Here is a 23,730-nt window from a genome sequence, read left to right as displayed (position 1 = left end):
CGAAGAAACGGTGGTTCGCTTCGGAAATTCTTGCTCAAATTTCAAGTCGATTCGATAGGATCGAAGAAATATCGGCGACCGCCCGGAAACCCACAGAATAATGGAGCTATGCCAACCTCTCGAGTGCGCACACCGAAGGATCTGCAACTGCGCGAGTTGGACCACGTCGACAGGCGACTGCTCGAACTGTTACGGGACGACGCCCGCATGACCAACCAGGCACTCAGTAATACTCTCGGTATTGCCCCCTCCACCTGCTTAGCTCGTATGAAGGCGTTGCGGCAAGCGGGGGTGATCCGGCGTTTCACCATTGACGTAGACCCACAAGCGCTCGGTCAGGGCATAGAGGCCTTGATCAGCGTGAGGCTGCGCCCTGGGGCCCGGCAACAGATGGCATCCTTTGGGGAGACGCTTAAGAAGGTCCCGGAAATCACCCAGTATTTTTTCGTCGGCGGGGTGGATGACTTCCTCATCCACGTCACGGCACGGGACATCGATCACATCAGACAGTTCGTACTGGAGCATCTGTCCGCGAATCCGATCGTGGCCACCACTCAAACCAGCCTCGTGTTCGACCATGTTGCCGGTCCCGCCACGCTCTGAACTCGAGTCCCGTGCCGCGTTTCCCTGACGCGGCTAATGCAGGAAGGCGGCATAGAAGCGAAATATTGTTGGCATGCGTAGGAAATCATCTCCCCCACTGGTCCAGACGTCATCATCTCCGACCGTCCCGTCGCGACGACTAGTTCGACCGCATCACGAATAAGTCTGGTGTGGACATAACACAACCTGGCGCAGGAGGTGCGGATATGACAACCACTGTGCGATTACCAGCAGAGCTAGAAGTCCGGCTCTCCCGAGTGGCTCAAGGCACCGGACGCCCAAAGAGCTATTATCTGCGCTCACTACTCGAAGAGAACATCGAACGACTGGAATGGGAGCTCTCACTTGGGCAGAAGGTCGCCGAGATCCGCCCCGGTCGGCGCCACACATACTCGCTCGAGGAAATAGAGCGTGAGCTCGACCTGGCGGATTGAACTCGATGCCGACGTTCGCAAGGTCTTGAAGAAGCTCGACAAGTCAGTGACGCAGCAGATTCTGCGAAAACTACGAGAGGTCGAGTCCTTAGACGACCCGACCAGCATGGGTAAGCCTCTTCTACCAAACTGCAAGGGGTTCTGTGTCCACCGTGTGGGCCACTACCAAGTCGTCTGCGACATCCAGCGCGGAGAGTTGTGGGTGTTGGCTACTGAGCTTCGACAGCGCAGCGACGGCTGCAAGATAGTGACCCAGCCACCTCCGGGGCCACAGTGCTTCTTTGTTCGCTAGTTCTCGCGGGAGTCACCTTCCTCGCGGAACCACCCACGCGGCGTGGAGTTGGTCTCCCAGGCCGGTGGAACAGTGTTGCTCTTCGCCGGGGCATAGGTGCCGTGGTAATTCCAGAACGGCCCGTCGCGGGCGGTGAGTTGTTCCATGATCGGGTAGAGATAATCGCGGTAGAACACCGCGATTCCTGTACCCGGTTCCAGTCGTAGGTGCTCCCAGGCTTGCCACAGCGCTTCGAGCGCGCCGCCTACCTCTTCGTAGTGCCACCAGTTCGGGTCCCAGCGGCGCTTGCTGCCACCCAGCTCGCGCCGGTAGTGCGGCAGAAGCCAGCCGTCCACCCATGCCCCAGCGTTGGGGTAGGCCAGCGAGGGCATTTCACCCTCGCTGGGCTCATCGACCGCCGTTTCACTCTCGGCCTCCTCGGGCTCGTGGATCTCTAGAGCGGGGGCAAAGGAGTTGGTGTCGCTCATCGAGAGATCACCTGCGACTTGTTCTGAGTCTTGACGGCTCCGCGTGCCGGGGTGGGTCCGGTCTTGCCTGTTCCGGTGGCGGCGGACTGCGCCGACACCGGGAATGCCTGGGCCTGCCGCTGTCGAACGGCGGCCAGGGCCGGATCGAGCTTCTGGATCTCGTTAAGCTCCTGTTTCGAGACCCGTGTGTAGGGCTCGGGCTGTCGGCCTCCGGTGGCTTCTTCTGATCGGGCGTGCTCCTGGTCCTGGTGTGTCTCTGATCCGGCGCGATCTGCGGTGGCAAGGTTCGCGCTCTCTGAGGACTGTGCCTCTGCTGCGCGGTCGGTTGCTTCATTGACCTCCGCGGTCTGCTCGGCTGGTGCGGCTGCCTGCGTGTTCTCGGCCGGCTGCTCAGCTTCGGTTTCTGCCGGCGCGATCTCAGCGGCGGCGACCTCTGGCACGGCTGTCTCGCGTTGGGCGTCGATCCGCGTCTGGTCGGCGTCGGCCTCGACTCGTGCACGGTTGAAATGATCATCCAGGGCATCGCGCAGCGCGTGGTGCCGGTCCTCCAACGAGTTCGGATGGTCGCGGTTCATGTGCTCGACGTTGATCCCGAAATCGTTGCGCAGCACATCGGCCGTGTGCATGGCTGCCATGCGGGCATCCGGCTGAGTGCGTCCCAGGTGTGAGGCCACGGTCATATGGTCAGCGATGTTCTCACTCGATGCCGTACGCCAGAACTCTCGGCTGTAGACCTCCTGGCGCAACCCTGATGCGAGCTGCGCCTCCGTGCGCTGCATGTTCGCCTGGGCGGCGGCGCGCTGCTGCGCTTCGGCCTGGTGCTGACGCGTGGCTGATTCTCTGTACTGCATCGCAGAGCCGGTGATGGTCCGTGCGAAAAACGCGATGCTTTCCGTGATCTCTGATTCTTCGTTGTCAGCCATGTTCCTACCTTCCGTAGCCGATTAGCGTCCGTGTCCCCGGTCTGCACTCCAACCTTGGGGGCGATGAACACTCATAGGAGTTCGTGTGGTCGGTTCCTTCGTCGGTGCCGCTACTGAGCTGCTGGCATTCTCCTTCTGCATACGGATGAGCTCGGCCCGAATGATCCGGTCAGCCTGAGCCAAAGCGGGCAACGTCGCGGCGGTGAGCTGGGGTCGGTTACTCGCCAGCTTGTCATCAGTCATCGCCCGGGCAAGCCGGTTCGCTTGCTGCAACACGGCAAGCCAACTACGCGCTGAATTCTTCGACGCGAACCGTGCTCCCAGACGCAGAGCGTGGGAGGCGTTGCCGCCTGACTGCGCGGCCCGGGCGTAGTTCTCCGATAGCTGGTGGAACACTCCCGGCTTGTCCTTCTCCATCGACATCGAGACCCGCGCGTAGATGTTCGCCAACGCATCGGGTGCCGCGTTTCCTGCCATGAGCTGCTGCGCACGGCGCGGCTCGAAGTCATGGACCTTACTCGCGCGATCTGGCTGCGCGATCGATCCTGAACGAATACCGCGCAACAGACGATCAGCACCCTCTCTACCCTCGCCGTTGAACCGGGCGCTGATGTAGGGCCAACCCAATGTGCGGTCGATCTTCGACGGCGCATAATAGATCGTCTGTTGGCTCGACCCCTTCTCAGGGGCAATGCCGACCCGATAGCCCACAACGTGATCTGTCGAGCCCTTGGCGAAGCGTGGAGCCACACGCACACCTGAATCCATGAGCCGCTGCACGTACTCGTGCTGACTCGATGACGTGGACAGGGCTGCGCGCATCCTGCGGCGCAGTTCAACCGGGGCCGGCATCGCCTGGTTGTTCCGCTGCGCAGTGCTGCGCTCGGCCGGCTTGTCTCCGGCGAGACCACGGCTTTTATCTCGTGATTCGAGCACCACGAGACCGCGCTTCTTCTCGATCTCCCCGACGACTTTCTGAGACCGGCGCTTATCAAAGTGCACGTCGGCCTTCGTGCCGTCCTCACGGACCATCTGCACGGCGATATGAATATGATCGTTGCCGTTCCTGGAGTCCCCGTGGTGAATGGCGGCCCAGCGAGACGATTTCGCGCCGTCCGGGTCGATGAAGCCCATGCCTTCTACGAAGTCGTAAGCGATCTCGGCCCACAACTCATCACTGAGTTTCCCCTCGTCTGCTTTGAGCGCGAGCGAGCAGTGCCACACGTGCGCGTCCTTGTAGCCGGTGGTGACATACGTGGACTGTTCCTCATCGAACTCACGCACGGGAACCTGCACGCTCGTGCCGTGCTGCTTGCGCGGAGCATCGAGCACATTGGCGATATCAAGCGCATCGTCTCGGCTGAGATCCTTACCGGGCGCAACAGCGAAAGTCACCATGTCATGTCCGGCGATCAGCCGGGGGTTCGTGTGCTCATTGGCGCGGCCTGGACCGGCCAGGTACATGACGAGTCCCGCCATACGATCACCACGCGTGACGTTAGGCATCATGTGGCATCAGCTTCCTCGGGGGACACAGCCAACGACGGCAACACATCATTGACACGCTGCATAGTGGCGCGCGCCTGAGTCAGTGAGTGAGTTAACTCCGCGCTGATCTCTTTGGTGAGTGCATCCTCGGCGTTGGCGTGGCGGGCGAGCTGATTGATGTTGTTGCCAATGGCCGCAATCGCGCCTTGGATCTGGTGAAGTCGAGTGATCAGTTCGTGGCGCTCCGACACGCTGATTCCACGGTGACGGGACAACGCAGATTCCTTGAGGAATCGCGCGGGAGTCATGCCGGCCGCCGAAGCTGCGAAGTAGAGGGCGTTGTCCTCGAACTCGGTCAGCTTCACCTCACGACGGATCGGGCGACCGCCCCTGGCGTTCGCTTGCCGCATCCGTCCTGACATGAAACTCACCGCCCTTGAAGCCCAGTGCAACGACCCTTGAACCCTATGGGTTCAAGGGTGCCACAGGCCCAGCGCAGCAACAAGGGCCGCAAGCAAGTTAGCCGTGCTAACTCTACAGCTTGCTCCGCCGGGAAACCTTCCGCGGTCCTTCTGTGTCTGAACGTGCGGACTTGAAAAGACAAGCGTTCTTTTCGCAGGGGGAGCTTGCGGGCTGCGCAGAACCGGTCAAGCCATCCGACCGGCTTTCGCGGCATATCCTCACTCAATCGCTTCGCTCAATCGCTCCGGTATTCCACGGACCAATCTCCAGGCTGGACCGAACCTGATCCACCCGATATTCGGCAGTTGCCGAAAAGAACGATGACCAAGCAAACCAGGAGGTAACCATGTCCCGAATCATCACTCCCAGCGAGGTAGCGCAGCAGCTCGACGTGACAGAAGCAGATCTCGCGTTCTGGCGCGGGGCCGGTCTCGGCCCGGTCTGGTTGGAGTTCGGAGAACACGTAATCCGCTATGTAGATGAGGCGGTGCACGCGTGGGTGATCGGTCAGCTAGAGCGGACTGAACCGACGTTGCATGTGTCCAGCTCAGGGAATCAGGCTGCGACACTTCAAACTGAGCAGCTACCCGGCATAGACTCAGACCAATGAGAGAACTCACCCCAGCACAGCGCCACGTCCTTGAAGAAGCACAGAAGGTCAACGAAGAGCGCATGGCAGCCGTTGAAGATCTCGCCAAGGCAGTCGCCCGGCGCGTGGATCTTGAACACGAACTCAACGAAGCGAAGAAGGAAGAGAAGCGCCTGATGACCGCTGCTGAAAAGCAGGGATGGACCCGCGCCCAGGTCAACAAGTTCGCCAAGCCACCGAAAGCAACTGCGCGCAAGACTGGCGACAGTGAGGGCGATAGGTCCGAACGGATCAACTACGAAATGACACACAACTAGAGGCACCTTCTCCTGGTCCGGTGGCGTCCCGGGGTCAGCGGGGAGCGCGAGGGGTGGCAGCCCCTCGCCGGTTTGCACCGCTCGATGCGGTGCACACCGATACCGCACTAGAATCAGAAAAGAGGCCCGTACCTAGCTAGTTTGGATAGCTAGGTACGGGCCTCTCTCTGTGTGCTGCTTAGGCTATTGCTTCTACCTGCTCGGCGGTCTCGGTCAGTGCCTCGTAGATGATGTGTGAGGCTTTCAGAACGTGGGCGGCGGTGCTGCGTATTATCTCGGTGTCCCCCTGCGCCCAACCTGCGATATACCCGATGGTGTAGCTGCTGGTGTCCAGTCCAAACATTCCCGCGACCACATAGGCAACGCTCTCGGCCTCGGTCTCCTTCTGGCCTCGGTGCTCGACGTACTCCCGGGGATCTTCGTCGGTGTGCAGCACAACGTGTGCAGCTTCGTGAATCATCGTCTTAGCGCGCTGGGCCGGTGAAAGCTTCTCCGAGATCATCACCTTGCGAAGTGCGGCACTCGTCATGCCGTTGGTCTCGCCGCCGATAGCCTCCGTGGTGACGGTCCAGCCTTCATCGGTGAGCCAGTCTTCTACGGCACCCGCGATACCTCCGGCGTCCTCACCTTCGAGGCGGTGGACGATCACTCCTGCGTTGGCCTTGTCCTCATCTATTATCTCGGTCTGCGAGATATCGAACACTGACAGCGGCGGGAAATACTCGACGTATCGTTCTTCGGTCTCGCCCTGCTCGGTCTCTTCTTCTATCTTCTTCTTGGCATATCCCAGGATGCGGATACCCTTCTCGCCACGAGACACGCACCGGCCCAGCTCCTGCCAGCGACGGAAGCCGGCCACACGCGAGGCTTCCGGCATCTGCGCCATGATCAACAAAATATTGCTGATGCTGTACGAGTGGAACGCGCGGCAATAGCTGAGGTACTTTTCCCACTGCTGCGAGTCGGTCAAGCTCTCGACTCCTGCGGCGATCTGAGCGTGCAGCTCGGCAGCTTCGGTCTTGCGCTGCTCGGGAGTCTTGGTGTTCTTGAATTTCTTAGCCACGGTAGCTATTCCTCTCGGTAGTGGGGGCTCAGGACCGGTGCCCTGGGTTGGTCTCCCCCATCGTTTTTCCTGCTGGCGAGTTTCACGAGCTGTTCCCAGCGGAGTTGTCACACCGAAGCCCAGCCGTCCGAGAGTTTTTCGAGGAAATAAGCGAGGCACGAGCGCCGAGGAAAAGTCTTGGACGGCGCAGACCCGGTGAGAAACGAACCGGGTTGTGGCGGCTCCGATGGGGACGAAAAATCCGAAGGACAGCAGGAAAAATGAGGATGGTTCCGGTGTGGAGTGAGGAACGAACGCAACACCGGGACCACTACAGGCCGGGTCGATGCGAGGAACGAGCAACGGCCCGGCCTGTAGTGCAGCGCACGGGTTTTCGCGCTGCGCAGCGGAGCGCGAGGGCGGGCAGCTCTCGCCCGCTGCGCGCCCTCGCGGCGGTACGCAGCGGTCCCCCGATTTTCAGGCAAAGGACCGGGCCGGCCCTAGCTAGTTTGGATAGCTAGGACCGGGCCCGATTAGCCTCTACTCGATCACTGGTTGCGGCGGATCTTGTACTGGCCCCAGGAGTGTTCTCGCACTGCGGCCCATCGGCAGACACCCATCACGTCCAGCATCCGGGGCAACTGGATCGTGGGATCAATCTCTAGCGCCTTGTCTCCGAACTCTCCCCCGATGGAGCCCCGGCCCTTAGTCCACTCAACCCAATTCATGACTGTGTAGGACTGCGCCGTGATCTTCCCTTGGTCCTTCAAGCCTGAGATGATCACCGCGAGGATCTCCGCTAGCGCGTCGATCCCTGCCCAGTTGGGGGCCTGCCCGGTGAGTCCGAGACGCAGTTTCTCGGCCCGCTCGTGCTGGGGCGCATCAGAACCGAGGTAGATGGCTCCGGCGGCGGGGCGATCTCCTGCCGCCAGCACCATCACCGCGTCGCGGTGCTTGGTGCGCTCTAGGGACACTGCCAGGGTGGCCAGCGTGCTCGGGAGGATCGGATCGTGCTTCGTGATCCGCTCTAGTGCTGATTCCCAGACGGTGAGCACCTGGGCGGCATCGAGGTCAGCGGCTCGGGCCTCGTCCAAAAGGTCCGCGAACTCGGGGGCCTCCACGGTTGAGAAGCGTTCCACCCGCTGAGCTGGGGTCACCATTGATTCCGTGGTGAGTCCTGCCAACTGTCGGTCGCATATCTCGGTGACTACCTGGGTCACGTTCGATGATGCTTCCGGGGTGTTGAAGCGGAACATATCTTCTGCTCCGACATACCAGCTCATGACTACCTCGGGGCCGTTGAACAGCTCCAACTCCGCCGCGATCTCTGAGACCAGCGGGGCCAGGGCCTGCGCGCCGTTCGGGGCCTTGTGGTCGTCGTAGACTCCGATCATGATTGCCTCTGAGCCGTTGCCTACGGTCGCGTCTCGGACCATCGCCAGCACGCGGCCGGTGTGGTTGAGGTCTGGCAGATCAACGCGCAGGTGGTAGGTCGTCATCCCGTCGTGGATTCCCTGGACCAAGAGTGAGTTCTCTGGCAGGTAACCGAACGTGGAGACGACACTTGCAAGGTAGCCGGTCGCCTCGGTGATGTTCAGGGCCTTGTTGCTCTCGTTTTCAAACATCAAGTGTTCCGTATCCGGGGCTATGAGACGGTGCCAGCTCCCCGACCCAAGCCCCTCAACGTTTTTTCTTCGTGCTGGCGAAGCTTGCGAGCTGCTCGCGTCGGAACGGAGACACCGAAGGCCAGCCGGCCGGGAGTTTTTCGAGGAAATAAGCGAGGAACGAGCGCCGAGAAAAAGTCTTGGACGGCGCAGACCCCGACGAGGAACGAGGAGGGGTTGTCGCAATGGAGCGCGGGCGTATTATCGGAAGGACAGCACGACAGAAAAAAGAGACTGGGCCGGACCTGTAGCGAGGAACGAGCGCAAGGGCCGGACCATCACAGCCGGACGCGCCAGCGGCCGTCCCCTAGTGCAGCGCGCGGGTTTCGCGCTGCACCGCCCTTGGTGGCTGGTGCTCGTGACATGATCACGGTGTGAAAACACGGATTCGGCGGCGGTGGGTTCAGCGGTGGGTTCCTCGCATTGGGGTTCCCGTTTGCCTGATCGTGTTCTTTGCTGCACTAGTTCTTTTGATAGTACGAGCCCCGGACCTATTTAGCTGGCTCGGTGCCGGTGCCGATGACGAAACCGACCAGGCAAGTTCACAGAGGCAAGTCGTCCTGCTGCTTTTTGGAGGAATCCTCGCGGCTGTGACCGCACTCCTCTCGTGGAAGCGGCATGAGCGGGAGCAACAGGCTCTTCAGATTGAACGGGACCGGCACTGGACAAGTCGTTACACCGAGGCCGTCTCACAGCTAGGCGATTCCTCGAACACGCTCAACTACGGAGGTCTTTACGCCCTTCAGCGTCTTGCGATTGAGACGAGAGAAACCGAAGACGCGCAGATGATCACGAACCTACTGAGTTCATACATTCGCGATCAAGCAGAGCGGCGTGATCCTCCAACGTCAGATGAGAACGCGCGCCAGCGGACCCCACCTCAAATATTGGTCGACACCTTCCGAGCCATAAGCCAAGTGGCGGGCCACCACGAAATCAGTGGGGACTTTCACGGGTCGAATCTCCAGAATTTGAACGTATCCAGCCTGACGTTGCCGCGTTCTCGGTTTTCGGGATGCCATTTAGGTGACGCCAGCTTCTACAAAACTGAGCTACCCGAGTCCGTGTTCATCTATAGCTATATGCCAGGGGCCAACTTGCAGGAGTGCGAGTTGATCGACTCGAACTTCCATAAAGCCGACCTACGCCGAGCCGTACTCAAAGGAGCGAGCTTGGAAGGCTGTCTTCTCCACGGGGTAAACCTGACCGGAGCGGACCTGCGAGGGACGATTCTCGCTGACGCCAAAGGGTGGCGTCGCAAGCAGCTCGAGGCAGCGGCAAGGTGGGACACTAATACGGTATGGCCAGACGGGCACCGACCTTCAACCCCAGAAAAGGGAATCTCAGGCGGTGTCGTAACTGTAGTTCGAGACCAGTAGCTCGCCGTCGTCGCCTTCCTCGAAGTTGAAGAAGAACAGCCGGCGCTCGGTCGGATTGCTGATCACGTCCCCATCCTGAGTGACCCATACCCACGTCGCCTCGATGGAGACAACCTCGTTAGACGTCGCCCGGTTGGGTTTCACGGTCGGTTGACTCGTCGCGCCGGCCTCGGCCGCTTCGAGCCATTCGGTGCCTGTGGTCGGGCGCTCGGGTGCGGTGATCGAGACGGCTAGTTCCTCGGTCATGAGATCCGCTGCGCGCATTTCGGCAGCGGTCTGGTTGAAGTCCTCGTTGGGGTCCCAGGTGGTCATGATTTCCGCGACCTCCATCCCCAGTTCCTCCATCGCCTCACGATCAGCAGCTAGGGGATCTTCGTCCTGACCTTCATCCAAGGTCTCTTCGGGCGGCTCGGGCTGAGACGCTGAAGGGCTCGGCGGCGTGGTCCGCGCGGGCGCGGGTTCCTCAGCCGTGGGCTCATTCGATGAGACAGCGACGTAGGCGAACGCTCCCCCGGCTGCGACGAGCAGCAGCACGGCGACGATGATTCCGATGACGGTGTTCCGGCCCATTAGCTAATGCCCTTTTCTCTCAGTAGCGGCGCGGGATCAACGAGGTTTTCCCACCCTGGAATGGACTCGTCGCCCTCGGGCGTTCCGATTTGGAAGTGTAGGTGCTCTCCTGCCGATGACCCGGTGTTTCCCTGGGTGCATAGCGGGGTGCCTGGTGCCACGGTGTCACCGGGATTTACCTCGATGCTGTTAGCGGCGCAGTGGGCGAATTCGATATGCAGACCTGGTGCGTTGGGCATCTTTGCCAGCACTACCCAGCCGAGTTGTCCCCAACCGTCGATCACGCCGGTTGCGCGGATCTCTAGATCCATCGGCGCGACCACAGTTGAACCGGATGAGCCGGCGAAGTCGATCCCCCGATGATCAGACGAGCCGCCTGAGCAGTTCAAGGCGTTAAGGATCGGACACGTCCGGGCACCAAAACCGGACGTTATGGGAGCACCTGGCAGCGGGCTTGTCCACTCCCCTGTGCCAAGCTCTCCGATCTCCTGGCCACCAACAGGTGAGCAGTCGGCCGAGTAGTTGCCCTGCGCGCTCCCCATGATCTTGTCTACATATTCTTCGGTCTCAGGGAAGCCTGGGATTCCCCCGGCGTTCTGCACAGCCCCTGGGCCGGCGTTGTACGCCGCGAGGGAGAGTTCGGCTAGCTCGCGCCCATTTCCGGCGAAGTCCGATACCTCGTCGGACACAGCGGCCATATAGCGGCCCATAGCTGCTATCGCGTCCTCGGGGTTGAAGGGGTCTCCCCCGTCGCCGTAGGTCGTCCACGTCTGGGGCATGAACTGCGTGAGTCCTTCGGCTCCTACCGGGCTCGTGGCGTCGGGGTTCCATCCTGATTCGGCGTCGATCTGTGCGGCTAATAGATCGACGGACAGCCCGGATTCAGCGGCCGCGGATTCAAGCGCCTCTTGATATTCCTTGGGAATGGCTGAGCTATCTTCCGTGGTGCCCGGTCGGCAGGAGGCTTGCGGCTGCTCTTCTTCGCCACCGCTGATCGCTATGACGAGGATGAATAGCGGCACTCCGATCAACACGGCGAGGATGCCAAGCACGAGGCCGCATCCTGATCCCTGGTTGTCTGCCATACGCTCCCCCGGTTGTTAACTAGACAACCCATAGTGTGTGGCATGGGTTATAAATCTAATAGTTCCCAAAAAGGCTATAAATGTTTTAGGTGTCCAAGAGGGCACCCTCAGCACTTGGCCAGCCGAGCCCCTGATTTGCTGGTATACGAGGGCATTCGGCTGTTGCGGATATGGGTGCGCGCGACTACGGTAGGGACTGCCCCCCCGTTACGACGGGTAGGGAAGAAGGCCTTAGAACCCCAGCCGGACGACTGGATCTAGGGCCTTTCGTTTGCCCTCTTCAAGATGAACCAGTGAATCTGGCGTGTGCTGTCGGAGCAGGATCGTGTCTTGAAGCGCCTCGAAGTGCGCCGGCTCGCCGAGATATGCAGAGTTCAAGGAACCAAGCACAGCGTCCGCGATCCACAGCAGCGGTTCGTCTCCACCTCGTAGGTGCTGGATGCGCACACCTTTATTGAGTCCCTGTCCCTGAAGGGCCACGATGTGAGCCCGGTCTTTCTTGTCCTGAGAAGATCCCCGGCTCTCCAATGTCACCGGATAGACCTCGTGACCGGCTAACTCGTAATAGAGGGTTTCAAGACACTTGCGGCGGAATCGCTTGTCAACGACGGCCGAAAACTGAACACTCAGCGACGGGTAAAAACTGAACGCCGTGTTTTCCTTACGGGGTTCTAGAGGTAGTGGTCTCGATGAGCTCGCGGCGGCTCCGTGTGCGGTAGGACTCTCCATCGAGGGTGAGGACCTCCGCGTGATGGACCAGCCGATCGATCATCGCCGCCGCGACGGTGTCATCGCTGAAGATCTCACCCCACCTGCCGAAGGAGAGGTTGCTCGTGATCAGCAAAGACCCCTGTTCATAGCGGGCAGCGACCAGTTGGAAGAACAGATTCGCCGCATCAGCATCGAAGGGCAGATAGCCGAGCTCATCAATGATCAACAGCCGGTACCTGCGAAGCCTTTTGAGCTCCTGATCCAGACCACCGTGGCGCTGATGCGCGTCGCTGAGCCGGTTGACCCACCCCGCAGCAGTGTCGAAGAGCGCCGGGTACCCGGCCTGGCAGGCCTTGATTCCTAGCCCGATGCCCAGATGAGTCTTACCCACCCCTGGGGGTCCCAGCAGGATGACGTTCTCTGCCTTGGGCACGAAGCTCGTGTTCTGCAGATGAGCCAGCACGTCACGGCGCAGGCCGGGCTGATAGTCGGTGTTGAAGTCCTCGAGGGTCTTGATCGCGGGGAACTTCGCGGTCTGGATCCGCAGAGCGGTGCCGTTGGCCTCTCGATCAGCGACTTGGCGCTCCAAGACAGCAGCGAGGTATTCCTCGTGGGACCAGCCCTGCTCCCGGGCAATCTCGGCGAGGTCTTCCCAGACCCTGCCGATCGTGGGAGTCTTCATCACCTTCACCAGATGCGCCAGGGTCGAGCCGATCTTCTCACCACTGGTGGCACTCATGCGGCACTCCTGTGATCATCAGCCGGCACCGTGGTGTGGGTGAGTCCGAAAAGCTCGTCATAGACGCTCAGCGGCCGGTAGGCCACCTCAGTGTCCTTGGTCCCGCGCACCTGGTGGCGCACGGTGTCGTTGTAATGAGCCCGCATGGCCTTCGCGGTGCCCACATGAGCCGGGTCTGTGATCACCTGGGCTCGGGCCCAGCACCGCCGGTGATCAGCAGCGATCTCACCGTCACACACGGCCACCACCCGGTCCAAGGTCGCGGTGACCTGGACCAACCGACCGATGAACCGCGGATCCACCGAGTAGTCATTCGCATCGATCCGCAGATAGTAGTCCCGGGCCAGACGCACCTGGTGCGAGAAACCTGTCGAAGGTGGGGAGGGCGGTAGCGCGGTCATCGCCGCCAGATCTCGGCCCAGGACGTTGACCGGTCTGTCCCCGAGGCTGCGGATCATGCGCTGATTGGCCCGGCCAGTGATCCACGTGCTGATCTGGGTGTTGAAATCTTGCGGTGAAGCGAAGGATCGGCCGGGCAGGAAGCTGGTCTCGAAGTACCCGTTGTTGCGCTCGGTCATGCCCTTGAACTCCGGGTCCCTGGGTGGAGCGATCACCATCTTCGTCGCGGTGGTCCCCGCGAAGGCCTGCAACGGCGGCAGCGGTCTGCCCTTGGGGGCGATCGCAGCTTCACGGTCCCAGATCAAGGACTTCGAGACCGCTCCGACTCCGCTGATCAGCTGCCACATCCCGGCCAGCAGGTCGCCGGACTGCCGCGAGGGCAGCATCGTGGCGGTCAGGAATCTCGAGAACGTCAGGGTCATCACCAGCACCGGCAAGGTGCGGGTCTGTCCGAAACCGACCGGGATCTGAGGTTCGGGGAACCATAGATCAAACTGAGCGGCTTCCCCAGGGCGGTGGACCAATCGGTCAGCCGGATCGACCCCGGTGTAGAGGGGGCGCAGTTCCCGGACCTTGTCTTTGAGCACCGTCATCGAGTGTTCCCACCCGATCCGTTCAGCGATCACCGTCGCTGGCATCCGGGGAGTGTCTTTGAGCAGCTTGTGGATCTCTGGGACGTACTCGTCGGCGATCGAGCCCTTAGGTTCGCGCTGGTACTTCGGAGGTCCACTGGATTCCAAGGCCTTATAGACAGTGGTTCGGGAGACCCCGAGCTTCTCAGCGATCTGCTTCTTCGGCATGGACTCGGCAAAATGTAGCCGACGGATTTCAGCCCAATCTTCCACAGTGATCATGTCTCCTAGCATGGTCCGGGTGTCCAGAATTCACCCGTCGCTAAGTGACCAGTATTCACGCGTCGTCGACATCGCTCTGTCTTGGCTTGTCGTTGACTGAGGTGGGCAACGATGAAGTTCATCGGTTCCAAGCTGGCAATGGCCGAGACGATTCGGCGACGTCGACTCTCCTGCTCGTCTGTCCAGTGCAACTTGATCTGCCCTGGCAACAGCAAGGGGCGAAGTTCCTCACGGATAGCAGCCTCATCTGCGGCATCCATGATTGCTGCGCCTATTAAGTATTCCTGTGTGGAGTCGCTGCGATTGCAGCTCGACTCGTCCACATAGGCACCTAAAGTTCCTGGCATTTGATCCACCGATATACCGTAGCCGACCGCGTGCACTCGCGAGATGCGCTGCGCTGAGGGGTGTGGATCGCAGCGATAAGTGGCGGTCTATTCGCAGCGTTTGATGTCACCCCCGCTGCGCACTTATTGCTCCGTGTAGGTGGCTTTCCAGTCCTCGGCCAGGCCCTGTAGATCCCGCGAGCCGGGATGCGCCAAGTCCGTGGCTTCACCGTCTCCGGCGACCTCCGTGATGTCTGCGACGAACCACGTAGAGTCTTCGACTACGGACAACGGACCTTGAGCTGAGGACATCATCTCCCGTATCTCAGCCAGGCGTTCCTCATCATCTGAACTGGCCATGACGATACTCTCCGCGCAGCTGCGGCCTTGCAGGATCTCCGCGTCTTGGTCTGATGGAAGGGCGAAATGGTACTCCCCGCTTGAATCTTCAGGGCAGTCCAGCTGGTCATCGACAGCAGAGAAGAGTTCATCAACGTCTTCGAAGGCGACAGGCGTAGCGTCGTTCTGCTGCTCAGGTTCTCCGCAGGCAACTAGGGCCAAAGCCCCGGTCGCAAGCATTGTCACCATAGGGATTCCACGAAATCGTGGTGAGGGAACTGAGGGAGTAGCCATGCTCGACACCCTACTTATGGCCTGGGCTCCCGTCACCACGAACACCAGCGCACCATCGGCAAAGTGTCCGGCCCAGTTAGACCGCCAGTACGACCTCGGAGCCACTCGGGGGACTCACGCAAAATCCCACATCTAGTTATTTGAGCAATGCTCGAATACTAGATGTGGGGTTTTGGTCACCGGGCGTGTCCGTGCCTGCCGATACAATGGAATTGCTGGGTGTTCGAGCACCTGAGCAACTGACCGGCAGCTCTCGGACCGCGCTATCAGAGTGTTTTCGAGAGTAGCAGGGAGACACCCTCCGCCGGAGAATTGGAGTCAATCATGGCTCGAGGATCTGTCAGCAGGAGCGCCCGCAGCGGGCGCTTCGTCACGAAGGCTCACGCTAAGCGGTCGCCCCGCACGACGACTACTGAGCGTGTCGGTTCCGGCACCTCAAACAGTCGCAACGTCACGCGCTCTGCCACGACAGGCAAGTTTGTGACCACTCGCTGGGGCAATGAAAACCCAGGAGGAACGATCAACCAGAAGGTCTAACTCTCGGAACCCAGTGGGGCGGTGCGAAAGCGCCGCCCCACTTCTCGCCATGCTGCGTTGCTTTGCGTATACCCAGACGCCGCCAGAGGTGAGAACATTCCCTGGGCCCTTCAGGAGCTTGTGGCATGAAGTCAGCGCGCACTCTAGAGCCCCGCCATTGCGCTCAGGTTTAGACCCTGAGCGACACATCAGGGACAGAGCTCGTACTAGGGGACGGGGCCACCCCCTGGAGGAAATGAGTCTCCCAAGTGGACCAAACCGCTGAGTGCGAGCTGCAGTTCCCAACCGCGGCGCTCCGAACTTCCTAGTAGCCATGCGAACGCGATTAAAATGGAGTGTTAGAGGTTGTCGCTGAGCAGAGCTTATTCGCTCGTTCGGCGGGGGGCAGAGATTGATCCGCCATCCCCACAACTCAGCTGCGAAACTCGCGCCCCGTGTGCTCCGCCCAAACACGAATCTCACGCACGTCCCAGACATCACCAGTCTTCAATCTTCTGACTGGCAGAGGAAAACTCTCGTGGCGGACTTTCCACACGTTGATTGTGTTGGCTTCGACACCCAATCGCTCGGCGATCTCTGCTGGGCCTACGAGAAACCGCGCGAGACCACGTAAACTCTGCTCGGATTCCGGCTCAGACACGGAACAACCCTACAGGCGCGGGCCTGATTCGCCCGCTCGTTCGATCGATTGATATCCAGATAGCGGATTAGCACTGCCGTCGGAGATCTCTTACAATAATGGTACGTTAAACGTTGCATGCAGCCCTCCCCAGTGAAAGTAGCAATGAACTCCCTCCATAAGACGGACGACCATCTCTTCGCTGGCGGAGCCGGTCGGGACGACACGACGTGGCAGGTACTACTCGGCGACTGTCGCGAAGCAGTGAAGGGTCTAGAGCCTGAGTCAGTGAACACGGTCATTACTTCACCGCCCTACTACTGGCAACGCGACTACGAGGTCAACGGTCAGTTCGGCCTTGAGGCGACGATCGATGGTTTTGTCGAAAACCTCGTGGAAGCCTTCGCAGCAATAAAACCTGCCCTTGCGCAGGACGGAACCGTTTTCCTCAACCTAGGCGATACGTATTACAGCGCCAAAGGCAAACCTCACGGCCAAGATAACAAGCATCGAAGCCGTCGATTGCCGGGACTGCGCGCCGTCGACGGACCGGGCCTAGGACTCCCTCGGAAATCATTGATTGGTATCCCATGGCGAGTTGCACTGGCAATGCAGGCAGACGGATGGACGCTCCGCAGCTCGATCATATGGGTACGCAACAGTGCAATTCCTGAGCCAACCAGCAAGGACCGACCTTGGCGGAAATACGAACATATTTTTCTGTTCTCAAAACATCCTCGTTACTTCTTCAATCGTGAAGGTCTCGGGGGTGAGGAAGATGTTTGGTTTATTGAGCCAGACCGAAAATCGCTGGCTCGAGGCACCCACTACGCGCCCTACCCCCGATCGCTGGTTGAGCGTTGCATTGAAACTGGGTGCCCTGAGGGAGGCACGGTTTTGGACCCCTTTGTCGGCGGAGGGACCACAATGTATGTCGCTGAAGAAATGGGACGATCTTCCGTTGGTGTTGAACTCAACCCCTCGTTCTGCGGATTGATCGCGGACAACATGACCAAACAGACCCAGGAGCGTTAAGGGCAGCATTCGCGCTAGTCTGAGCACGTGCAATTCCCTCCTCCCCAGCTCGTTCTAGCCGCAGCCCACGCGTTCGACGGCGCTCACCCACTCTCGGTGGTCACGCTCCCCGCTCTGTTGCGCGCAGGCGTGGAGGCTGGCGTTGACGTCTCAAGCTCCGCGATCCCGTTTGGGTCGACCGAAGAGGGGGCTCTACTCCGGGAGTTCTTCCTTCTCCCCCGCCCCCCAGACCCCGATCGCCCCTACTACGCACCATGGTCCCGCACAGCTTCAGCACCCGAATGGCAGACAACAAAGTACCCAGGCGGGGGTCTGCAGCGGCAGCGAAACCACCTCATGAACCAGGGGGTCGTATTTAAACAGCAGGCCTCGCCAAAGGGCCGTGACTCCTGGTCTCTCACAAGCACTTCCGGCGCAGAACTGCTGAAGCACAAGAATCAGGCTGTGCGACTGGTCGACCTAGCTCTCTGGTTCGGCCGAGAAGTCGACGTCGAGACTCTCACACCCGCAGTCGTTGGCAGTGCTACAGAGCCGATCGACAAACTGATTGCGTGGTTTCGACACAACTTTTACCCAGATCGCGGCGACCTAATCGGCACCCTTTACTCCACGGACGTCCCTGACGAATATCGGAGTGCCCCATTTGCGGACGCGGCCGTCGACGAAGGGACCTATGAGCTCTTGGGCTCAAGACCACCAGCACCGGTCGTCAATCTGTCCCTTGAGGAACTCGTCGGCGCCTTAGAAACAACCATTGGCGCAGGGGGTTATGTTCTCCCCGCGGGGCTGGTACGCCGCGTACTAGTCGCATGGATGCGTGGCGACTTGGTTGTGCTGGTAGGCCAGCCTGGTACGGGAAAGTCGCTATTCGCAAACCTTCTTGGGCGGGGAATGGAATCGGTCCTCGATCTCGCCGCGCCTCTAGTCGTCCCAATTCGAGCTGACTTCGATGAAGCCGAATTCATCGGATATGAACGCTTGGATGGCTCACCGGAGTATCGCGACTTTGCGCGATCCATCTTGCGTACCGAAGAGCCACTCGAAGCCCGTGTGGTTGTTCTAGAAGAGTTCAACCTCGCTGCCATCGAGACCTACCTTTCTTCGGTCTTAGTGGCGACACAGGATCAGGAGCGATTGGTTCGGCTCCCCGCCGGCCAAGAAGCTCAGCTCCCTATCGACGCATTCATCATTGCAACATGCAACTCCTACCGCGACGAGCCTGAAACGCGCGCCCGCGTAAGCTCACCCACGAAGCGACGCTCCACCATCATCACCATGTCGAATGTTCTAGGCGACCGATACGATGAAGATCCAGCAAATGCGGTTACCGACCTTGCTACAGATTTAATTTTAGCTGAACGAAAACGAATTCAGAATCGGGCTGACCGTTCGGCTGGAACACAGTTTGACGGGCTACGCCTGTACAATCTAAACACAGTTGATTCTGTCGACGACTTTAGCGATGCGGTACGCACCTCTCTGAAGGATGTGACCTCCGCCGTGCTCGAGACTCCGACAGGCCGCTCTTGGTTTACGATGGGCCTTCTGCGCGACGTCGTTCTAAACATTGCCCACGCACCTCGCAGCGAGAGTGCTGAACTCGAAGCGCTCGGCCATTCCGTAGCCGACAAGATTCTTCACCAGGTCCGTGGCTCCTTCAGTGACGTCGAGGCATTCCGCTCGGCCTATGCGAATCTGCCTAATGCTGAGGAGATAGACCGACTGATGGAGCGAATGATGGACGGACCGTCCGACGAACTCTTGTCGCTGCTCTAAAATGCGGGCGCAGCGAGCGTTCCAGCAACTGCTTTAGCCACGTCGACGATATTAGTTATTGATGGGGATACGGCCGCCTCGACTATACGATGACCCTTCCCCGAAACTTCCTCAACCGAGGATTTAGTTCCTGGGAAGAGGACCGTTACGGCCGTCAAACCGTACAGGCTCATGTAGGAACTCATATCTCTACGTGAATCTTCCGAGGACCCTCCGTCCCGAGCTCGACGATACTTCGCGTCAATCACGGCGACGCGACCGGAGCGTCGTTCATACAACAACAAATCTGGACGAGATAGATCTGGTCGGTGACTGAAACTGCGCCATGATCGAAGCACATCCGACGGCGGACGGGTGTCGTAGTAGAGGTCAAACTTCTGTCCGGAAAAAGCAGGTTGAACCGATCCCAGGACGCTCGAAGTCTGCACCATACCGAATTCCCTCGCGAGGCGAGAAGCCGCATACGCCTGAAATATCATGTCGGATTGCTGCACATAGCTCAGGCGCGATCTCGGTTGCAGACTTGCGCTCCAACCGAAACGCTCCAACAGGTCACTCGCTATCCGATAGGTGGCCTGATATGCACCGTCAGTGATCTCTTCGGCCTGCCTCGGTTGGGCGCTAAGAGCTTGTTGTCCCAATGTTTGAGCCAGTGGGCGATTAAGCAAGGCTCGAGCGCGATTTGACCACAGTCGGGCGCGAGCGACAGCGTCGGTGTTCACACTCGCCTCAATTACGTCTTTTGACAACCGATCAACCCAACCCAAGATTGCAAGAGCTCGCCGATTCGCGATGGTGTCAAGAGTTGAACCCCGGCGCCGGGCGACAACACGCAGGGGGTCGTACTGCTGTCCTTCGACGTTGAGTATCCCGGCTTCTCGCGGAGCTAGGTATCGCTGAGGGTCCGAGCGTAGTAGTCGCAAGGTTGGAGCGAGCAACACACCTGCGCCACCGCGCCGTCGAAGGACCTGGTCGTTAATCGTTGTGGAGCGTGGAGTTTCGATGACCACGGATACTGCCCGCAGAGCTTGATCCGCCCACTGGTCCAGCCATCCGTAACTAACATGGGGGTCTCTCAACCCTGCACCGCTTGAGAACATTGCTTGTCCGGTCCACCCCGTCCCGACACTGCTCAGCTCCTCCAGCATCGCCGTAACACCTGCTAAGCCCAGTTTCGCGTCCTCAGTACCGAACCAGTAGCTCTGCCCATCGACAACTAAGTGGTGAAACCCCGTCGATCTCACGAGGTCAAGCGCAATGACGCCTACCTCGCCGGAAGATAAGCGCACCGCTCTCCCATCTAGAGTCACATTCCTCGAGTGAGCGCCTGCTACGGAAATGACCACTTGGGTCGCTGGAACGATTTCAGGCTCGCCACTCAACGCCACCTCAAATCGTCCAGCGACCACGTGCACCTTTGCTGGATTCATACTTCGATTGTGTCTCGACTCGAACTCATCTCGTACCAACGGCAAGCAGACGCTTTCTAGCACCAGCCTCCACGAGGGCTTCAAGAAACGTGACTTAGCAAGGGCCAGGACCCATCAGGACTAGGGCCCGGTAGGCCGCTGCCTTGCAACCCTTAGGTTGCGAGGCAGCGAGATGCGACAGCTCTCCCCCGCCTAAGATCCGCGAGATCCCGCAGCAGCCGATACATCCAGGAGCCTCGCAACAGTGTCTCGATAGCTTCGTGTACTCATCGTCAGTTGCGAGGCACCTGGACGAAGCGGCGATAGTGAACGTTCGATTGGGAATGTCTGGCGGACGCTAAGGAGGATGGCGCCCCGAGCCCAGCGCTGAGATCGCCTGCTTGCTCCAGGAAAGCGCAAACCCCGCGGCCGGAGTGTGAGGGAACACTGTTTCCGGACGCGGGGTCTACTGAATCACTCGCACCTTCAAGAGGTAGTCACGACACTAGAGGGCTTCCTTGGACAAGCAGTGTTCGTGGCCTGGGAGCTCCCTGGGGCCAGAAAGCGGGCAACACAGACTGCGTAGAAGGACGCGAACGGTAGAGGATCCCTAACTGACACACCTTCCCCGCAGATTGGCCCAGAGCATCATGCTTGTCATGCTCCACCACTGACGATTACGACAACGACGAGGTCTTACATCGGCAGGGGCCGCCGGCAACCACGCATTTGCCCCCGCTTGAATCTTGATAGTTTCTGCCTCGCCTGTGACCGGTCGAGCTAAAGGTCGTAGGAGGGATAGTGTTCGAGGCATGGCCTCCACCGTCACGTTAACCGTCGCAGGCTCCGATTATGTCCTCGATCAAGCGCTCGACCGCTTCGTAGGCTACCCGCGCAAGACGCCAGCCAGGTTCGACTACCCGCCGCCCGGTGGCCACGGGAGAATCACCCCGGAAGAGATTAGGCGGACTCGGTACGTAAGTTCGAGAATCTCGCACGCCGAGGGTGACTATTTCATCGCACGGGCTGCGAATGCCCCGTGGATCGCGACGGGTGCGGATCTCGCCGACGCGCACCCAGAAGTGCGCGGTGGACTCTTCGACGACATGTCGGACCTGTACTGGCACTTCGCCGGGACGGCCCCGCGCGGAATTTCCTTCGCGAAGGTCTCTAAGGTCCTACACGTGAAGTACCCGGCTTTGTTCCCGCTATTGGACTCTCGTCTGTGGAAGGCGTACCGGGCGGCTGCCCGGGCCCACGCGGCGCAATACCCAGAGCTACGGCGAAACCAGCTCAGGTGGATCGCCGTACGCGAGGACCTACTCGCCGCCCGCTCGTCCGGTGCCATCGAAGAATTGCGCGAAGCCTTGGCCCGGTACGAGCACCACGAGCCGGCTGTCCAACAGCGCGTCCGCGACATGACGCAGCTGACCGACCTGAGATTGCTCGACATCCTCGTTTGGTGACCTGGGAGGATTTAGGGCAGGTACACGAAGCACCGTTGCATCGACTTCACCGCGCTGTCCAGAGCCAATTCGTCCGCACGTAAGCCGGTCGTTCACCGTGCACTCCCGCACCCTCAAACCAGTTCATATAGACGCTGGCTTCAGAGTGACCGTATACCCCGCCCGATTAAAAGCCCGGTCAAGGCCCCTTATATGCGACACAGGAAATCAACCTCGTGCGCCCTACTCCGAATAGACGGCCTTACATAGACACGGCACGCGAGGTTCTCTAGATACATTTCTTGGCATCAACGCACATCGACGAGAGAACATACTGTTCCGAACACGGAGGCGTGAAGAACTTCTCGAGCTACCAAAGCCCCACTCTTCGAAACCACGGGAGTAATGGGCGACCCCAACCAGACGCTCTCCACCGCAACTACGGTGGTCACACCAGCTGTTTCGCACTCGCGAGATATCGCAGCCGCCCGGATGGGGAAGATCGTATGCATAAAGGTTTGGTGGGCCTGGCCACCGCGCGAGCCTTCTGGGCTCCCCCAGGAAGCTTGGAGGTAGAGAGTGTCTGGCCCAGCCATCAGTGTCCTGCGGGTAGCAATCTGAGGAGGGTAGAGGGCGCTGGCAGCTTCGGTCGATCGATTGGCGCAACGTGGCAAGAGTTGGACAAAATCGGATACGAGACTTCAGGGATTCTGCCTGACATAGGTGGTGCTCCACCGCAGAGTGCGTTTGCCCTATTAGCCGTCGAAGCTCAACGTGAAATCCATAATTGGCGAGTCTCGGTGAATCTCGATACTGGGGCGCTCTACGAACATCTGCCTCTTCCGGCTCAACGCTTCATTCTGACCGCGGCGACTAACGACGTAATCGCACTCCTAGAGCACGTTGACCAACTTGACGGTCGTAGCGCTGCGGCAAGCGCGAGGACACTCTTCGAGCATCTCGTAAATTTCAAGGACGTCAGCCTCTCAGAGGAGAACACCTCTGAACGATTCATGGATCATCGTCGTGTGACAGTAGAGCAACTGAGCCGTCGACGCTGGCACATTGACGCCCTTGATAGGGCCGCCGCGAAAAAGGAGAGCAACTTTCTAGACGGCCTGGCATCACAGGGCCGAAGGAAACTAACTGAGGTGGTCGCCAAGTACTCATCGAGATTCAAATCCGGATGGGCCACCGGGAGTCTGCACGACCGGGCTAAACACTATGGGCTCATCGGTGAATATGAGGGGTATCGAATCCTCTCGGGAGTCATCCACGGATCAAGTGGCGGTGTTCGAGGCTTGGTCCAGGAACGAGGAGAGGAGAACATCCACCGACTTGGCCACGACATGCAACTAGCTCCTATTGCATTCGAGGAAGGTCTCAGGTCGTTCACCCATCTGTGTGAAGCTCTTTTCGACGTAACCCAACGCCAAGAAGCCGACGAAATGGGAGGACGAAGCTTCTGGCTCTTGAGAAGTCGGCTACAAGAGCTCCGAGACGTCTCGGCTAAGGAAGACCGGAAGATGTGGCCTAGAAGACTTCCTCCCTCTCCATATCTACCCAGTCTGGCTATCTGGCCCACCGGAAAACACGCCTGGTACATCCGTGACCTGCGCACGGAACTCATGGCAAGAGCCGACCCAGTGGGAGAAGATCCCGATATCGCTCTAGAGCTAGCAAGAGCAGCAAGCCACGATCCGGAAGAATTCGGCGGTCGCCCCTTCATGCGTCCAAGGCCTGACGTTCAGTTGCAGCCGCGACGAACAGCCCAATGGTTTCCAACGCGATCAATGCTCGTGCCGCCAGACCACCCCAAAAACCCCAACAACATGGGCCTTACCAAAAAAGAGATCAGTCAAAACTGGTTCGGCGTCTGAAGTACCCAATTGTCTGCGGTAGAAGGTCGAAGAACGGCCCGAGAGACCAACA

Annotated in this window: 22 protein-coding genes; 10 read left to right on the top strand and 12 right to left on the bottom strand. The window is 59.6% G+C overall.

What is annotated here, in order from left to right; translation table 11 throughout:
• The first annotated feature begins 108 nt into the window (after nt 1-108).
• The 3 genes from H4W27_RS13400 to H4W27_RS13980 all read left to right on the top strand — a co-directional run bounded on the left by H4W27_RS13400 (nt 109) and on the right by H4W27_RS13980 (nt 1,329).
• Entirely contained in the window at nt 109-603 is a 495-nt protein-coding gene (locus H4W27_RS13400; protein WP_192596671.1) for an Lrp/AsnC family transcriptional regulator, read from the top strand.
• 206 nt (nt 604-809) lie between these two features.
• Nucleotides 810-1,037 (top strand): type II toxin-antitoxin system RelB family antitoxin, encoded by a 228-nt coding sequence (gene relB / locus H4W27_RS13395; RefSeq protein ID WP_192596670.1) that lies wholly within the window; start codon nt 810-812, stop codon nt 1,035-1,037.
• Complete coding sequence (locus tag H4W27_RS13980; protein WP_192596669.1) at nt 1,015-1,329, top strand: type II toxin-antitoxin system RelE family toxin; 315 nt, start codon at nt 1,015-1,017, stop codon at nt 1,327-1,329. The genes relB and H4W27_RS13980 overlap by 23 nt, the downstream gene beginning before the upstream one ends.
• Here H4W27_RS13980 and H4W27_RS13385 read toward each other — a convergent pair.
• The 4 genes from H4W27_RS13385 to H4W27_RS13370 are packed head-to-tail and all read right to left on the bottom strand — an operon-like array spanning nt 1,326 to nt 4,617.
• Nucleotides 1,326-1,796: a DUF4913 domain-containing protein gene (locus tag H4W27_RS13385; RefSeq protein ID WP_192596668.1), complete on the bottom strand. Its 471-nt coding sequence runs from the start codon at nt 1,794-1,796 to the stop codon at nt 1,326-1,328. The two genes, H4W27_RS13980 and H4W27_RS13385, sit on opposite strands and share 4 nt — an antisense overlap.
• A complete protein-coding gene (locus H4W27_RS13380) occupies nt 1,793-2,719 on the bottom strand; it encodes a hypothetical protein (RefSeq protein ID WP_192596667.1) in 927 nt (308 codons plus the stop codon). Before H4W27_RS13380 ends, H4W27_RS13385 begins: the two co-directional genes overlap by 4 nt.
• Before the next feature lie 21 nt (nt 2,720-2,740).
• Nucleotides 2,741-4,228, bottom strand: coding sequence for a relaxase/mobilization nuclease domain-containing protein (locus tag H4W27_RS13375; protein ID WP_192596666.1), 1,488 nt, complete (start codon nt 4,226-4,228; stop codon nt 2,741-2,743).
• Entirely contained in the window at nt 4,225-4,617 is a 393-nt protein-coding gene (locus H4W27_RS13370; protein WP_404821871.1) for a plasmid mobilization protein, read from the bottom strand. The genes H4W27_RS13375 and H4W27_RS13370 overlap by 4 nt, the downstream gene beginning before the upstream one ends.
• A 398-nt stretch (nt 4,618-5,015) precedes the next feature.
• Between H4W27_RS13370 and H4W27_RS13365 the strand changes: the two genes are divergently transcribed.
• Together H4W27_RS13365 and H4W27_RS13360 are read left to right on the top strand one after the other, a co-directional pair.
• Nucleotides 5,016-5,279 (top strand): hypothetical protein, encoded by a 264-nt coding sequence (locus H4W27_RS13365; RefSeq protein ID WP_192596664.1) that lies wholly within the window; start codon nt 5,016-5,018, stop codon nt 5,277-5,279.
• Complete coding sequence (locus tag H4W27_RS13360; RefSeq protein ID WP_192596663.1) at nt 5,276-5,575, top strand: hypothetical protein; 300 nt, start codon at nt 5,276-5,278, stop codon at nt 5,573-5,575. Before H4W27_RS13365 ends, H4W27_RS13360 begins: the two co-directional genes overlap by 4 nt.
• A 178-nt stretch (nt 5,576-5,753) precedes the next feature.
• On the opposite strand, the gene H4W27_RS13355 is transcribed toward H4W27_RS13360, so the two are convergent.
• Both H4W27_RS13355 and H4W27_RS13350 read right to left on the bottom strand, forming a co-directional pair.
• Nucleotides 5,754-6,638, bottom strand: a complete 885-nt coding sequence (locus H4W27_RS13355; RefSeq protein ID WP_192596662.1) for an ArdC-like ssDNA-binding domain-containing protein — start codon at nt 6,636-6,638, stop codon at nt 5,754-5,756.
• 527 nt (nt 6,639-7,165) lie between these two features.
• Nucleotides 7,166-8,242, bottom strand: a complete 1,077-nt coding sequence (locus H4W27_RS13350) for a DUF4192 family protein (protein WP_192596661.1) — start codon at nt 8,240-8,242, stop codon at nt 7,166-7,168.
• Between the two features lie 824 nt (nt 8,243-9,066).
• On the opposite strand from H4W27_RS13350, the gene H4W27_RS13975 reads away from it, so the two are divergent.
• Nucleotides 9,067-9,660: a pentapeptide repeat-containing protein gene (locus H4W27_RS13975; RefSeq protein ID WP_225939526.1), complete on the top strand. Its 594-nt coding sequence runs from the start codon at nt 9,067-9,069 to the stop codon at nt 9,658-9,660.
• On the opposite strand, the gene H4W27_RS13340 is transcribed toward H4W27_RS13975, so the two are convergent.
• From H4W27_RS13340 to H4W27_RS13315, 6 genes are all read right to left on the bottom strand, one after another.
• Nucleotides 9,625-10,230, bottom strand: coding sequence for a hypothetical protein (locus H4W27_RS13340; protein ID WP_192596659.1), 606 nt, complete (start codon nt 10,228-10,230; stop codon nt 9,625-9,627). The two genes, H4W27_RS13975 and H4W27_RS13340, sit on opposite strands and share 36 nt — an antisense overlap.
• Nucleotides 10,230-11,315, bottom strand: a complete 1,086-nt coding sequence (locus H4W27_RS13335) for a transglycosylase SLT domain-containing protein (RefSeq protein WP_192596658.1) — start codon at nt 11,313-11,315, stop codon at nt 10,230-10,232. The genes H4W27_RS13340 and H4W27_RS13335 overlap by 1 nt, the downstream gene beginning before the upstream one ends.
• Nucleotides 11,316-11,976: 661 nt before the next feature.
• Nucleotides 11,977-12,708 carry an IS21-like element helper ATPase IstB gene (gene istB / locus H4W27_RS13330; RefSeq protein ID WP_449867018.1) on the bottom strand — a complete coding sequence of 244 codons (732 nt, stop codon included), beginning with the start codon at nt 12,706-12,708 and terminating at the stop codon, nt 11,977-11,979.
• A gap of 53 nt (nt 12,709-12,761) precedes the next feature.
• Nucleotides 12,762-14,018, bottom strand: a complete 1,257-nt coding sequence (gene istA, locus H4W27_RS13325) for an IS21 family transposase (protein WP_192594411.1) — start codon at nt 14,016-14,018, stop codon at nt 12,762-12,764.
• Nucleotides 14,019-14,488: 470 nt separating this feature from the next.
• Nucleotides 14,489-14,977 carry a hypothetical protein gene (locus H4W27_RS13320; RefSeq protein ID WP_192596657.1) on the bottom strand — a complete coding sequence of 163 codons (489 nt, stop codon included), beginning with the start codon at nt 14,975-14,977 and terminating at the stop codon, nt 14,489-14,491.
• 949 nt (nt 14,978-15,926) lie between these two features.
• Complete coding sequence (locus H4W27_RS13315) at nt 15,927-16,154, bottom strand: DNA-binding protein (protein ID WP_192596656.1); 228 nt, start codon at nt 16,152-16,154, stop codon at nt 15,927-15,929.
• 267 nt (nt 16,155-16,421) lie between these two features.
• Here H4W27_RS13315 and H4W27_RS13310 point away from each other — a divergent pair, with 267 nt between their 5' ends.
• The 4 genes from H4W27_RS13310 (at nt 16,422) to H4W27_RS13295 (ending at nt 23,678) form a co-directional block, all read left to right on the top strand.
• Nucleotides 16,422-17,168, top strand: a complete 747-nt coding sequence (locus H4W27_RS13310) for a DNA-methyltransferase (protein ID WP_192596655.1) — start codon at nt 16,422-16,424, stop codon at nt 17,166-17,168.
• A gap of 444 nt (nt 17,169-17,612) precedes the next feature.
• Nucleotides 17,613-18,944 (top strand): AAA family ATPase, encoded by a 1,332-nt coding sequence (locus H4W27_RS13305; RefSeq protein WP_192596654.1) that lies wholly within the window; start codon nt 17,613-17,615, stop codon nt 18,942-18,944.
• 2,221 nt (nt 18,945-21,165) lie between these two features.
• Complete coding sequence (locus tag H4W27_RS13300; RefSeq protein WP_192596653.1) at nt 21,166-21,819, top strand: DUF6308 family protein; 654 nt, start codon at nt 21,166-21,168, stop codon at nt 21,817-21,819.
• Between the two features lie 779 nt (nt 21,820-22,598).
• Nucleotides 22,599-23,678 carry a DUF5677 domain-containing protein gene (locus tag H4W27_RS13295; protein ID WP_192596652.1) on the top strand — a complete coding sequence of 360 codons (1,080 nt, stop codon included), beginning with the start codon at nt 22,599-22,601 and terminating at the stop codon, nt 23,676-23,678.
• Nucleotides 23,679-23,730 lie beyond the last annotated feature (52 nt).

The sequence above is a fragment of the Nesterenkonia lutea genome, assembly GCF_014873955.1.
Taxonomy (GTDB): Bacteria; Actinomycetota; Actinomycetes; order Actinomycetales; family Micrococcaceae; genus Nesterenkonia; species Nesterenkonia lutea.
The sequence above is the reverse complement of the archived record's forward strand: the minus strand, read 5'-3'. Positions and strand labels throughout refer to the sequence as shown.